Source organism: Mesorhizobium sp. B2-4-17 (assembly GCF_006441275.1).
Classification (GTDB): domain Bacteria; phylum Pseudomonadota; class Alphaproteobacteria; order Rhizobiales; family Rhizobiaceae; genus Mesorhizobium.
The window spans coordinates 14,306-27,739 of sequence record NZ_VFUX01000007.1; the positions used below are offsets into that span (position 1 = coordinate 14,306).

The 13,434-nt window shown below is 63.7% G+C and carries 10 protein-coding genes; 5 read left to right on the top strand and 5 right to left on the bottom strand.

Annotation, left to right across the window (positions count from 1 at the left end; genetic code table 11):
* Position 1: 1 nt before the first annotated feature.
* The gene (locus FJ548_RS07390) at positions 2-2,086 is read right to left on the bottom strand and encodes a hydantoinase/oxoprolinase family protein (protein ID WP_140692046.1); all 2,085 of its coding nucleotides are present in this window, start codon (positions 2,084-2,086) and stop codon (positions 2-4) included.
* A gap of 220 nt (positions 2,087-2,306) precedes the next feature.
* On the opposite strand from FJ548_RS07390, the gene FJ548_RS07395 reads away from it, so the two are divergent.
* The 5 genes from FJ548_RS07395 to FJ548_RS07420 all read left to right on the top strand — a co-directional run bounded on the left by FJ548_RS07395 (position 2,307) and on the right by FJ548_RS07420 (position 8,785).
* Positions 2,307-3,134, top strand: a complete 828-nt coding sequence (locus FJ548_RS07395) for a ferredoxin--NADP reductase (protein ID WP_140692044.1) — start codon at positions 2,307-2,309, stop codon at positions 3,132-3,134.
* Between the two features lie 210 nt (positions 3,135-3,344).
* The gene (deoC, locus tag FJ548_RS07400) at positions 3,345-4,391 is read left to right on the top strand and encodes a deoxyribose-phosphate aldolase (protein ID WP_140692042.1); all 1,047 of its coding nucleotides are present in this window, start codon (positions 3,345-3,347) and stop codon (positions 4,389-4,391) included.
* 235 nt (positions 4,392-4,626) lie between these two features.
* Entirely contained in the window at positions 4,627-6,999 is a 2,373-nt protein-coding gene (locus FJ548_RS07410; RefSeq protein ID WP_140777533.1) for an aldehyde dehydrogenase family protein, read from the top strand.
* A gap of 182 nt (positions 7,000-7,181) precedes the next feature.
* Positions 7,182-7,913, top strand: a complete 732-nt coding sequence (locus FJ548_RS07415; RefSeq protein WP_140777534.1) for an SDR family oxidoreductase — start codon at positions 7,182-7,184, stop codon at positions 7,911-7,913.
* A gap of 26 nt (positions 7,914-7,939) precedes the next feature.
* A complete protein-coding gene (locus FJ548_RS07420; protein WP_140692036.1) occupies positions 7,940-8,785 on the top strand; it encodes a fumarylacetoacetate hydrolase family protein in 846 nt (281 codons plus the stop codon).
* A gap of 152 nt (positions 8,786-8,937) precedes the next feature.
* Here FJ548_RS07420 and FJ548_RS07425 read toward each other — a convergent pair whose 3' ends face one another.
* The 4 genes from FJ548_RS07425 to FJ548_RS07445 form a co-directional block, all read right to left on the bottom strand.
* Positions 8,938-9,939 (bottom strand): ABC transporter ATP-binding protein, encoded by a 1,002-nt coding sequence (locus FJ548_RS07425; protein ID WP_140777535.1) that lies wholly within the window; start codon positions 9,937-9,939, stop codon positions 8,938-8,940.
* Between the two features lie 136 nt (positions 9,940-10,075).
* Positions 10,076-11,137: a Gfo/Idh/MocA family oxidoreductase gene (locus tag FJ548_RS07430; RefSeq protein ID WP_140692033.1), complete on the bottom strand. Its 1,062-nt coding sequence runs from the start codon at positions 11,135-11,137 to the stop codon at positions 10,076-10,078.
* Positions 11,138-11,384: 247 nt separating this feature from the next.
* Positions 11,385-12,224, bottom strand: coding sequence for a carbohydrate ABC transporter permease (locus tag FJ548_RS07435; protein WP_140612552.1), 840 nt, complete (start codon positions 12,222-12,224; stop codon positions 11,385-11,387).
* Positions 12,225-12,451: 227 nt separating this feature from the next.
* The gene (locus FJ548_RS07445; RefSeq protein WP_140612555.1) at positions 12,452-13,381 is read right to left on the bottom strand and encodes a sugar ABC transporter permease; all 930 of its coding nucleotides are present in this window, start codon (positions 13,379-13,381) and stop codon (positions 12,452-12,454) included.
* Positions 13,382-13,434: the final 53 nt, after the last annotated feature.

The window sequence follows — 13,434 nt, forward strand, 5'->3', positions numbered from 1 at the left end:
GTCAGGCCTCGCCGATGTCGATGATGATGTTGCCGTCGAAGTCCGAGCGGGCGCGGTCGCCGGGCTCGAGCACGGTGGTGGCGTCCATCTGTTCGAGGATCGCCGGACCTTCTATTACCGCGTCGAGCGGCAGTCTTTCGCGCGCATATACCGACGTGTCGTGCCAGCGGCCTGCATACCAGACCGGCCTGATCTCGCGCCGCGACTCGTCGAGCGTTTTTGCCCGCCCGGCCGGGTCGATCAACCGCGACAGATCGATCGCCGGGCGCACGCCGGTGACCGAGGTGTTGAGGTTGACGAGGTTGGCGCGGATCTCCGGCAGTTCGACCTTGAAACGGGCGAAATAGGCTTTTTCGAACAGCGCTTGCAGCGTCGCGCGGGTCACCGATGAAGACGGCAGCGGCACATTGATGATGTGGGTCTGGCCGACGAACTGCATGTCGGCGGAATGGGTGACGCGGATCGTTTCCGGCTTCACCGCTTCCTTGCCGATCAGTTCCTCGCCTTCGTTTCGGTGGCCTTTCAACACGGCATAGAGCTGGGCTTCATCGAGCATGGCGACGGGCTGGTTGATGGTGTTGACGAAGTCGTGGCGCAGATCGGCGACGACGCAGCCGAGCGCGTTGGTGATGCCCGGCCGCGCCGGCACCAATACCCGGGGCAGGCCGAGTTCGCGCGCCAGGGCTGTCGCATGCAGCGGCCCGGCGCCGCCGAAGGCGAACAGCGCGAAGTCGCGCGGGTCATGGCCGCGCGACACCGAGACCATGCGGATGGCGCCCGCCATCTTCATGTTGCCGAGCCTGAGCACCGCCCCGGCCGCCTCGACGCCGGACAGGCCGGTCGCCTTGCCGATCTTTTCGGCGAAGATATCCGTAACGCGCTCCGATGTGACCGGATTGTCAACGGCAAGCAGCTTCTTCGGCGCCAGCCGGCCGAGCACCAGATTGGCGTCGGTGATGGTAGGCTCCAGGCCGCCGCGCCCATAGCAGATCGGGCCGGGATTGGCGCCGGCGCTTTCCGGGCCGATCTGGATCAGCCCGGCCGCGTCGACTCGGGCGATCGAACCGCCACCGGCGCCGACCGTGTGCACGGCCACCATCGGCACGTGGATGGGCATGGCATATTCGATCTCGATCTCGTTCGACACCGCCGGCTCGGCGTTGCGGATCAGCGCCACATCGGTCGAGGTGCCGCCCATGTCGTAGGTGACAAGGTTTTCGAAGCCGGCGCGCTTGCCGGTATAGGCGGCGGCGATGACGCCGGAGGCGGGGCCCGACATGACGGTCTTGGCCGATTCACGTGTGACGAAGCGGGCCGAGATCATGCCGCCATTGCCGTTCATGATCAGGAAGTCGCGGGCATAGCCCTTGTCGGCCAATTCCTTGCGCAGGCGCTCGACATAGCGCTCGAGGATCGGCTGCACCGAAGCGTTGACCGAAGCGGTCACGCCGCGCTCGAATTCGCGTGCTTCCGACAGCAGCGCATGGCCGGTGGTGATGTAGCCGTTCGGCCAGAGCTCGGCGGCGATCTCGGCGGCGCGCCGCTCATGGGCGGGGTTGGCGTAGGAATGCAGGAAATGGATGACCAGGGATTCGCAGCCGGCGGCGACCAGCGCCTTCACCGCTTCGCGCATCCCGGCCTCGTTGAGCGGGGTGCGTATGGCGCCCGAGGCTTCGACGCGCTCGGAGACTTCGAGCCTGAGATTGCGCGGGATGATCGGCACAAATGTGCCGGTCATGCCATAGGCTTGAGGCCGCGTGCGCCGGCCCAGTTCGATGACGTCACGAAAGCCGCGCGTCGTGATCATGCCGGTCTTGGCCAGCCGGCGCTCCAGCACCGCGTTGGTGGTGGTGGTCGTGCCATGAACGATGAGGTCGATGCCGTCGACCGGGAAGCCGGTGGCGCCGAGCGCCGAAACCACGCCGAAGGCCTGATTGTCGACCGTGGTGGGCGTCTTGGCGATATGGACCTTGCCGCCGTCCCTGCCGTCGATCAGAAGCAGGTCGGTGAACGTTCCGCCAACATCGATGCCGGCGACGACGCTGCCCAGGGAATCCGACGGTTGCACCGAAAAATTCTCTTTCATTGTCGAAACCCGAAATGCTGGGACTACGGATATGTCACAGTTTGGAAAGGTGTTTTACGGCGCCATCTTGACGCAAATATCGTTTGTATACTAATAAATTCCGGACACAAGAGCTTACCGCTTTGGAGTGTGTGAGCAGCACGCCGGGACCTGAACGGTCCGGGCGCGCAGGAAAAGGTTTGGCGCCCGCGTTCCCGGCTGGGCCAGAAAGTTGGTTTTGATGAACACCACCTCCGCGTTCAACACCGCCGGCGCCCGCCCGCTGCAGTTCCCGATACCGGCCAATGTCTATGCCGAAACGGTCGTCTCGGTGAAGCACTACACCGACCGGCTGTTCTCGTTCCGCATCACCCGCCCGCAGTCGCTGCGCTTCCGCTCCGGCGAGTTCGTGATGATCGGCCTGCCCAATGCCGAAAAGCCGGTGTTCCGCGCCTATTCGGTGGCTAGCCCGGCCTGGGATGAAGAGCTGGAATTCTTTTCCATCAAGGTGCCGGATGGCCCGTTGACCTCGGAACTGCAGAATATCCAGGTCGGCGACACCGTCATCATGCGCCAGAAATCGACCGGCACGCTGGTGGTCGACGCGCTGACGCCGGCCAAGCGGCTGTTCATGATCTCGACCGGCACCGGAATCGCGCCCTTCGCCAGCCTGCTGCGCGACCCCGACACCTACGAGAAATTCGACCAGCTGATCCTGACCCACACCTGCCGCGACAATGCCGAGCTCATCTACGGTCAGGAGCTGGTGGCCGCACTCGAGAACGACCCGCTGATCGGCGAGCTGACCACCGGCCGCGTCACGCTCTACAATTCCACGACGCGCGAGGAATCGGCGCGCATGGGCCGCATCACCGCTCTGATCGGCTCGAGCAAGTTCTACTCCGACCTCGGCATCGACAAGCTCAATCCCGAGACCGACCGCATCATGATCTGCGGCTCGATGCACATGCTGAAGGACGTCAAGGAGCTGGCCGAAAGCCACGGCTTCCAGGAAGGCTCGCTCAGCCATCCCTCGACCTTCGTCGTGGAACGCGCCTTCGTCGGCTGAGGTCTGCTGGCCCCTCGATCATCGAGTTTTGACCTTCCGGTCAAAAAATCAGCTGCTTTCGCAGCCTTTTTCGGCTATCCCTCGCTTGAGGACTCGTGAAGCGCGGCTTCGCGGGCTATCTTCTTGCGTGTCGTCCAGACGTATCGAGCGGTTTGGGACAACGACACGCACCAAGACATAAGCGCATGTCGCTGAATGAAAGGGCAGGAGATGAGCAGCACAATCCGCGAAGCCGATCTGGGCGGCAAGGTCACGCCGCTGCCTGCGCGTGCCGCCGCGAACACGGCAGTGCCGCTGGAACATGGCATTGCCCGCAACCCTGGCATGAAGCTCGATCTCGGCTTCCTGGAATCGGTGCGCAGCGTCAACCGCTCGGCCTTGGAGCGGCGCGTCGCCAGCCTGACCAAGCGGCGCTCGATCAAGGCCGACAACCAGGCCGCCTGGCTGCTGCGGGCGATTGCCTGCATGGATCTGACGACGCTGAACTCCAACGACACCGAGGAGCGCGTGCGCCGGCTCTGCGCCAAGGCGATCAATCCGCTGCGCCGCGACATCGTCGAGGGTCTCGGCATTGCGGGCGAAACCATCCGTCCCGCTGCCGTCTGCGTCTACCACCCCTTTGTCGCCACCGCCGTGGATGCCGTGCGCGGCACCGGCATTCACGTTGCCGCGGTCTCCACCGCTTTCCCGCACGGCCTGGCGCCGCTCTCGACCCGGCTGCAGGAGATCGAGGCTTCGGTGCGCGACGGCGCCGATGAGATCGACGTCGTCATACCGCGCGGCCTGGTGTTCAGCGCAAAGTGGCGCGAACTCTACAACGAGATCGTGTCGATGCGCGCGGCCTGCGGCGACGCGCATCTGAAGGTCATTCTCGGTACCGGCGACCTCGCCACGCTGCGCAATGTCATGCTGGCTTCGATGGTGGCGATGATGGCGGGCGCCGATTTCATCAAGACCTCGACCGGCAAGGAAAGCGTCAACGCGACGCTGCCCGTCGGCCTCGCCATGGTGCGCGCCATCCGGGCCTATTTCGAGGAAACCGGCTATCTCATCGGCTTCAAGCCGGCCGGCGGCATCTCCACCGCCAAGGTCTCACTCGACTGGCTGGTGCTGATGAAGGAAGAGCTCGGCCGGCCGTGGCTGGAGCCGGATCTGTTCCGCTTCGGCGCGTCGAGCCTGCTGACCGACATTGAGCGGCAACTCGAGCATCATCTGACTGGACATTATTCGGCCAATCACCGCCACGCCATGGCGTGATAATAGGGTCTGGGTTTTTGAACGTGGAGTTCCTTCGCGCCCCCCTCTGTCCTGCCGGACATCTCCCCCACAGGTGGGGAGATTGGCTGTCGCGATGGCCTTCGCCAATTTTCGACGTTGAAGAAAAAGGCGCCGGAGCGGACGCTGCCGATCTCCCTCCTTGTGGGGGAGATGTCCGGCAGGACAGAGGGGGGCGCGACAGAGCGCCTGCCAAGACAATTATCTGGAGCGCCCCATGAACATCCTCGAACGCTATCACGCCATGGAATACGGCCCGGCGCCGGAGGCTCGCAACGAGGCCGATGCCTGGCTTGCCGGCCGCGATTTCAGCAAGGCCCTGTTCATCGGCGGCGACTGGAAGGCAGCAAGCGGCGGCAAGACCTTCGACACCAGCGAGCCCTCTTCCGGCAAACTGTTGGCAAAGATTTCCGATGCCAATGCCGCCGATATCGACGCGGCGGTTGCGGCCGCCACGAAGGCGTTGCCGAAATGGTCCGCGTCCTCAGGCTATGTCAGGGCCAAGGTGCTCTACGCCATCGGCCGTGCCATGCAGCGCCACCAGCGCCTGTTCGCGGTGCTGGAGACAATCGACAACGGCAAGCCGATCCGTGAAAGCCGCGACATCGACGTGCCCTTGGCGATCCGCCATTTCATCCACCATGCCGGCTGGGCGCAGGCGCTGGACAGGGATTTCCCCGGCCAAAAGGGTGTCGGTGTCGTCGGCCAGATCATCCCGTGGAATTTTCCGCTGCTGATGCTGGCCTGGAAGATCGCGCCCGCACTTGCCACGGGCTGCACGGTTGTGCTGAAACCGGCCGAGTTCACGCCGCTGACCGCGATCCTGTTCGCCGAGATCTGCGAACGGGCCGGCGTGCCGAAAGGCGTCGTCAACATCGTCCAGGGCGGTCCGGAAGCGGGCGCGGCCATCGTCAACCATCCCGGCATCCAGAAGATCGCCTTCACCGGTTCGTCCGAGGTCGGCAAGATCATCCGCAAGGCGACCGCCGGGTCGGGCAAGAAACTGTCGCTGGAGCTTGGCGGCAAATCGGCCTTCATCGTCTTCGAGGATGCCGATCTCGACAGCGCCGTCGAAGGCCTTGTCGACGGCATCTGGTTCAACCAGGGCCAGGTCTGCTGTGCCGGTTCGCGGCTGCTGGTGCAGGAAGGCATCGCCGACGCTTTCATCGCCAAGGTCAAGACACGCATGAGCCGGCTGCGCGTCGGCAGTCCGCTCGACAAGAACACCGATATCGGCCCTCTGGTCGATCTGACGCAACTCGATCGCGTCAAGGGCCTGATCGCCGAGGGCGCCAGGCAGGGTGCCGTCTGCTGGCAGCCGGATGCGGTCCTGCCCTCCTCAGGCTACTACCATCTGCCGACGCTCGCGACCGGTGTTTCGCCGGCTAATGTTCTTGCACAGGAAGAGGTGTTCGGGCCGGTCCTGGCCACGATGACCTTCCGCAACACGGAGGAAGCGATCGAGCTTGCCAACAACACCCGTTACGGGCTGGCCGCATCGGTGTGGAGCGAGAATGTCAACCTCGCCCTGCACGTCGCGTCGCAGCTGAAGGCCGGTGTCGTCTGGGTCAACGGCACCAATATGTTCGACGCCGCCTGCGGCTTCGGCGGCTATCGCGAGAGCGGCTTTGGCCGCGAGGGCGGGCGCGAGGGCATGTTCGAGTACCTCGCGGCAAGGCTGCCGCTCGGCCCGGTCATCAAGCCGGCGACGGCCTCGGCGCAGCCGGTCGAACAGGCCGAAGGTTCGGCTATCGACCGCACGGCAAAGCTGTTCATCGGCGGCAAACAGGTGCGGCCGGACGGTAATTACTCGCTCGCCGTCGCCACCGCCAAGGGCAAGCTCGCCGGCGAAGTCGGGCTCGGCAACCGCAAGGATATCCGTGACGCGGTTTCAGCCGCTCGCGGCTGCAAGGCATGGCCGGAAGCGACCGCCTACAACCGCTCGCAAGTGCTTTATTATCTGGCCGAGAACCTTTCTGGCCGCGCGGATGAATTCGCTGCCCGGCTCGTCCAGCTGACCGGCGTGCCCGCGAAGGCCGCGCGCGAGGAGGTCGATCAGTCGATCGAGCGTCTCTTCCTCTATGCCGGTCTTGCCGACAAGTTCGAGGGCCGCGTGCACCAGCCGCCGGCTCGCGCCGTCACGCTGGCGCTGCATGAGCCGGTCGGGGTGCTGGGCATCGTCGCCCCCGACGATCAGCCGCTGCTCGGCTTCATCTCGCTCGTCGCGCCGGCGCTCGCCATGGGCAACACCGTGGTCGCCGTGCCTTCCGAGCGCTACCCGCTGCTGGCCACCGACCTCTATCAGGTGATCGAGTATTCGGATGTGCCCGCCGGCGCCATCAACATCGTCACCGGCCGCAGCGCCGAGCTTGCCGCCGTGCTGGCCAAGCATGACGATGTCGACGGGCTCTGGCTGTTCGCCGACGCCGACACCTGCGCCAAGGCGGAAGCGGACTCTATCGGCAACCTCAAGCGCGTCTGGAGCGGCAATGGGCGCAGCCTGGACTGGGCCTCGGAAGAGGCCGCCGGCGACGCCCTGCTGCGCCGCGCCATCGAGGTGAAGAATGTCTGGGTGCCCTATGGCGACTGACACCGCCATGCTGGCGCAATGACGATCGGACTTGACGCCCGGACGCATGTTCTTTAACGAGAAAAAACATCTTTATCTGTGAACTGGCTACGGCACAGGCCGCACAATCGAGCCTGACTGGTCCATGACGTGTCGGCCGGCCACCGATAGAGCGGATGCATCAGGCAGGCGAGGAGAAAAGCATGGCGGATCTGGCAGGCAAGGTCGTCGTCGTCACAGCGGCGGCGCAAGGCATCGGCAAGGCAAGCGCGCTGGCCTTCGCCCAGGCTGGTGCCACGGTCTACGCCACCGACATCAATGAGGTGCTGCTGGCGGAGCTCGCCAAGACTTCCGGCATCAAGACCCGCAAGCTGGACGTTCTCAACGACGAGGCGGTCAAGTCAGCCTTCGCCGAGATCGGCCGCGTCGACGTGCTGTTCAACTGCGCCGGTTTCGTCCATTCGGGATCAATCCTGGAGATGAAGGACGCCGATCTCGATTTCGCGTTCAATCTCAACGTGCGCGCCATGATCCGGACCATCCGCGCCGTGCTGCCGGGCATGCTGGAGCGTGGTGACGGGTCGATCATCAACATGGCCTCGCTGGCGAGCTCGCAGAAGGGTGTGCCAAACCGTTTCGCCTATGGGGTTACCAAGGCTGCGGTGATCGGCCTGACCAAAGCGGTTGCCGCCGACTATGTCGGCAAGGGCATACGCTGCAACGCCATCTGCCCCGGCACGGTCGAGAGCCCGTCGCTGCAGGACCGCATGCATGCGCAAGGCGACTATGACGCCGCCCGTGCCGCCTTCATCGCGCGCCAGCCGATGGGCCGGCTCGGCACGCCGGAGGAAATAGCCGATCTCGCGGTTTATCTCGCCGGCGCCACCTATACGTCCGGGCAGGCCTATAATATCGACGGCGGCTGGTCGATCTGAACCAATCTGACTGAGGAGAGAACTGCATGAAACTGCTGCGCTATGGCGAGGTGGGGAGCGAACGTCCCGGCCTGCTCTATGCGGATGGAACGATCCGCGATCTCTCCGCCCATGTCGCCGACATTGCCGGCACGGTGCTGCATCCGGCCTCGCTGGAGATGCTGTCGAAGCTCGATCCGAAATCGCTGCCGGCGGTTTCCGGCAAGCCGCGACTCGGCGCCTGTGTGGCAGGCACCGGCAAGTTCATCTGCATCGGCCTGAACTATTCCGACCACGCCGCCGAAACCGGTGCCAAAGTACCGCCGGAGCCGATCATCTTCATGAAAGCAAGCTCGGCGATTGTGGGCCCGGACGACGACGTGCTGATCCCGCGCGGCTCGGAAAAGACCGACTGGGAAGTCGAGCTCGGCGTCGTCATCGGCAAGACAGCCAAATATGTCAGCGAAGCCGACGCGCTCGACTATGTCGCCGGCTATTGCGTCGCGCACGACGTTTCCGAGCGCGCCTTCCAGGCCGAGCGCCAGGGCCAGTGGACCAAGGGCAAGAGCTGCGACACGTTCGGCCCGACCGGCCCCTGGCTGGTGACAAAGGATGAGGTATCAGACCCGCAGAACCTCAAAATGTGGCTGACCGTCAACGGCAAGACCATGCAGGACGGCTCGACCAGAACCATGGTCTACGGCGTCAAGTATCTGGTGTCCTATCTCAGCCAGTTCATGTCGCTGCATCCCGGCGACATTATTTCGACAGGCACCCCGCCCGGCGTCGGGCTGGGCATGAAGCCGCCGGTGTTCCTGAAGGCCGGCGACGTGGTGGAACTCGGCATCGAAGGGCTCGGCCAGCAGAAGCAGACTTTCAGGGCGGACGTGTAGGGTTGATAAGTTGGCGCCGCCCCTCACCCTTACCCTCTCCCCGTGAAGAACGGGGAGAGGGGGACGCCAGCGTTGCGGCCATTCCTTCTCCCCGTCACTATACGGGGAGAAGGTGCCGGCAGGCGGATGAGGGGCAGCGCCGGCCTCTCCAGTTATTGCTTGATTGTCTTCCCATCCGCTCCAAACCGATAGGTCTTGGCCGGATCCGGCGTCGCATAGAGCGTGGCGCCCGGTTCGGCGTCGTAGACACCGAATATCCGCACCGTGATCAGGCCGGCCTTTTCGCAATCGAGATAAAGATTGGTGTCGGCGCCGAGATGCTCGGCGTGCACAACCGTTCCCTTCCAGGCGCCTGATTTCGGATCGACCGTCAGATGTTCCGGCCGCACGCCGATGGTCTTGGCCGTCTCGCCAAGGCGGGCGCCGTCGATGAAGTTCATCTTCGGCGAGCCAATGAAGCCGGCGACAAATTCATTTGCCGGCGAATTATATAGCTCCATCGGACCGCCGATCTGCTCGATCCGGCCCGCATTGAGCACCACGATCTTGTCGGCCAGCGTCATTGCTTCGACCTGATCGTGGGTGACGTAGATCATCGTCGCCTTCAGCCGGCGGTGCAGCTGCGCAATTTCCAGCCGGGTGTTGACGCGCAGGGCCGCATCGAGGTTGGACAGCGGCTCGTCGAACAGGAACAGCTTTGGCTCGCGCACCACGGCGCGGCCGATGGCGACGCGCTGGCGCTGGCCGCCGGAGAGTTCCGCCGGCCGCCGCTCGAGATAGGATTCCAGCGACAACATGGAGGAGGCGATGCCGATGCGGCGGTCGATCTCGGCGGCCGGCGTGCTCGCCTGCTTGAGCCCAAGGCCCATATTGTTCTTCACCGTCAGATGCGGATAGAGCGCATAGGTCTGGAACACCATGGCGATGCCGCGTTTCGCGGGCGGCGTGACGGAGACGTCCTCGCCATCGATCAGTACGCGGCCCGAGGTCGAATCCTCCAGGCCTGCAATGACCCGTAGCAAGGTCGACTTGCCGCAGCCGGAGGGACCGACGAAGACGACGAATTCACCATCCGTCACTTCCAGATCGATGCCTTTCAGCACCTCGACCGGCCCAAATGCCTTCTTCACATTTTCGATCTTCAGCGAGCCCACGGCAGTCCTCCAAATTCGTAAGCAGGCGCCAAGGCACCCCCCTCTGGCCTGCCGGCCATCTCCCCCTCAAGGGGGGAGATTGGCAGCTTCCAGGCCTCGCGCCGTTTTGCTGCGCTGGTCGACAGCGATCCGTATGTCAAAGCCTCACCGCCTTCCCGCTGCGCACGCTCTCGTCGGCGGCAAGGCAGACGGCGAGCGACTTGACCGCGTCGTCCATATGGCGGGTCAGGTCCAGGTCTTCGCGGATCGCTTTCAGCACGAAGGCCTGTTCGAGATCGCAAAGATCCTGGTGCCCAGGTTCGCCTGCCATCGACAACATCTCGTCCGGCTTGGCGAATTTGCCGTCCAGTCCGGTCGCCGCGCTATGCAGGCGAATGGTCGAGGTCTTGGTGTGGGTGTCGATGTCGTCGGACTTGACGCCCTCCTTCATGACGATCGAGACGCAGCCGTTCGGCGAGATGACGTCCTTCACGAAGAATGCCGTCTCGGAAATCATAGGACCCCAGCCGGCCTCGTACCAGCCGACCGACCCGTCGTCGAACAGCACCTGCAGATGGCCGTAATTGTACATCGACGGCGCGACCTCTTGCGTCAGCCGCACGCCCATGCCGCGCACCTCGACCGGTTTGGCATCGGTGATCTGCAGCATCACGTCGAGATAGTGGACGCCGCAGTCGACGATCGGCGAGGTCGTCTGCATCAATTGTTTGTGCGTCTCCCAGGTGGCGCCTGAGGATTGCTGGTTGAGGTTCATGCGGAAGACGTAAGGGCCGCCGAGCTTGCGCGCTTCGGCGATCAGCCTGATCCAGGAGGGGTGATGGCGCAGGATGTAGCCGATCACCAGTTTTTTGCCGTTGGCCTTGGCCGCCGCGACGACGCGCTCGGCGTCGGCCACCGTCGTTGCCAGCGGCTTTTCGACGAAGACATGGCAGCCGGCCTCGAACGCCTTCACCGCATAGTCGGCATGGCTGTCCGAATAGGTGGCGATGCAGGCGACGTCAGGCTTCTCGTCACGCAACACGTCATCGAAGGACCGCCTGATGCCATAGCCCGACAGCCCGTCCGGCAGCGGCACGTCGGAGCGGTTGATCAGCGCCGCGATCTCAAAGCCGGGATTGGTGTGGTAGGCGAATGCGTGGCTGCGGCCCATATTGCCGAGGCCGGCGACGACAACGCGAAGGGGTAGTTTATCGCTCACCTGACTGCTCCAGACATTCCATGTTTTCTTGATAGGGTGTCACCCCACCCGGCGCTGCGCGCCGACCTCCCCATCAAGGGGAGGTAGGGCGTCGGCGTGAAAATCCCTGCCGAAGAAGCAACTCGGAAATGAGAGCCCAGGCGGCCGAGAATGAAGCGACGACCTTCTACCTCCCCTTGATGGGGAGGTCGGCGCGCAGCGCCGGGTGGGGTGAAGCGCAGCCGTACGGACAACTGGCGGTCCCCGCTCACTTGACCGCCCCCGACGTAATGCCGCGGATCAGCTGCCGCGAGAAGATGACGTAGAGGACCAGCACCGGCAGGATCGCCAGCGACAGCGCGGCCAGGATGGCGTTCCAGTTGGTGACGAACTGGCCGAGGAAAAGCTGGGCGCCGAGCGTGACCGTCTTGGTCTCTTCCGATGGCGCCAGGATCAGGGGAAACCACAGATCGTTCCAGATCGGGATCATGGTGAAGACGGCGACGGTCGCCATCGATGGCCGCACCAGCGGCACCACCAGGCGAAAGAAGATGGTGTATTCCGACAGCCCGTCGATGCGGCCGGCATTCTTCAGATCGTCCGACACCTGCTTCATGAATTCCGACAGGATGAAGACCGCCAGCGGCAACCCTTGCGCGGTATAGACCAGGATCAGCGCCGTCAGCGTGTTGACCAGTCCGCTCGCCACCATCAATTGCAGAATGGCGACGGTGGCAAGGCGGATCGGGATCATGATGCCCAGCGCCAGGTAGAGTCCCATCAGCGTGTTGCCGCGAAAGCGGTATTCCGACAGCGCAAACGCGGCCATGGCGCCGAACAGCAGCACGAAGAACAGCGAGCCGACGGTGACGACGAAGCTGTTCTGGAAATAGTGGATGAAATCGCCCTGGCCGATCACCGTGGTGTAGCCGATCAGGTCGAAGGTTTTCGGCGTCGGCGGCGTCAGCGGCGCGCCGAAGATGCCGGCGCGCGACTTGAACGAATTCATGATGACCAGGATCACCGGAAACAACGCGATCGCCGTGTAGGTCAACAGGATCGCATGGGCGCCGATGGTGCGGGGCAGCGAACGGGTGGCGATGCTCATTGGACGGCCTCCTGACGAGCCGCAATTGCAAGGAACGGCGCCAAGGCACCCCCCTCTGTCCTGCCGGACATCTCCCCCTCAGGGGGGGAGATCAGCAGCGTCGATGTCGCTGCCTTTTTTGCAACGCTGAAAATTTGCGAAACCGGCGATGACGTCCAATCTCTCCCCTTGAGGGGGAGATGGCCGGCAGGCCAGAGGGGGGTGCCTTGGCTCGACATATCCATCCCTCAGAACTGGTAGCGACGCAGGCGCGTCTGGATGAGGAACAGATAGACGCAGACACCGCCGAGGATGATCAGGAACATGATGGTGGCGATTGTCGCGCCCATGTTGGGATCGCCGACCTGCAGCTGGAAGCCGAAAAAGGCGCGGTAGAGGAAGGTGCCGAGAATATCGGTCGAATAGTTCGGTCCGGCTAACGCCCCTTGCGCGGTGTAGATCAGGTCGAAGGCGTTGAAATTGCCGACGAAGGTCAGAATAGAGATGATGCCGATGGACGGCAGGATCAGCGGCAGCTTGATTTTCCAGAACTGCGACATACCGGTGATCCCATCGCATTCGGCGGCCTCGAGCACCTCGTCGGGGATCGACAGCAGGGCGGCGTAGATCAGCATCATCGGGATGCCGATGAACTGCCACACCGAAACCAGGCTGAGCGCGGTCAGCGCGTATTGCTCCTTGCCGAGCCACGGCGTGAACAGGCTTTTGAGGCCGACGAAATCCATGAGATGCGGCGCCACGCCCCACAGCGGCGACAGGATCAGCTTCCAGGCAAAGCCGACGATGACGAAGGACAGGATCGTCGGCACGAAGATCGCCGTGCGGTAGAAGGCCGAGAACCTGAGCCTTGGGCTGGACAGGAGGGCGGCCAGCAGCACGCCGATTGGGTTCTGCACCAGCATGTGGATGATGAAGAACCAGACATTGTTCCTCAGCGCGTTCCAGAAATTCACCGACCAGTTGGGATCGCCGAACAACGTGCGGAAATTGTCCAGCCCAACGAAGACCTGGTGCTGCTCGATATTACGGAACAGCGACAGCTGCAGCGTGCCGGCGAGCGGCAGGATCATGATCGCCGTATAGACGAGCACGGCCGGCGCCAGGAAGACGGCGATGTGCCAGCGAAACGGTCTTTTGGGTCGTATTTCCGCGGCCATGAGTTCGGTCCCCGCCGATCAAGGTCTAGAGCGGTTCGGCGTTCGATAGAATC

What these genes read in the sequence shown, in the direction of transcription:
- FJ548_RS07395 (WP_140692044.1), top strand. Translation starts at nt 2,307, where the DNA reads ATGAACACCACCTCCGCGTTCAACACCGCCGGCGCCCGCCCGCTGCAG.
- FJ548_RS07435 (WP_140612552.1), bottom strand. Translation starts at nt 12,224, where the DNA reads ATGAGCATCGCCACCCGTTCGCTGCCCCGCACCATCGGCGCCCATGCG.
- FJ548_RS07390 (WP_140692046.1), bottom strand. Translation starts at nt 2,086, where the DNA reads ATGAAAGAGAATTTTTCGGTGCAACCGTCGGATTCCCTGGGCAGCGTC.
- FJ548_RS07415 (WP_140777534.1), top strand. Translation starts at nt 7,182, where the DNA reads ATGGCGGATCTGGCAGGCAAGGTCGTCGTCGTCACAGCGGCGGCGCAA.
- FJ548_RS07445 (WP_140612555.1), bottom strand. Translation starts at nt 13,381, where the DNA reads ATGGCCGCGGAAATACGACCCAAAAGACCGTTTCGCTGGCACATCGCC.
- FJ548_RS07420 (WP_140692036.1), top strand. Translation starts at nt 7,940, where the DNA reads ATGAAACTGCTGCGCTATGGCGAGGTGGGGAGCGAACGTCCCGGCCTG.
- FJ548_RS07410 (WP_140777533.1), top strand. Translation starts at nt 4,627, where the DNA reads ATGAACATCCTCGAACGCTATCACGCCATGGAATACGGCCCGGCGCCG.
- deoC (WP_140692042.1), top strand. Translation starts at nt 3,345, where the DNA reads ATGAGCAGCACAATCCGCGAAGCCGATCTGGGCGGCAAGGTCACGCCG.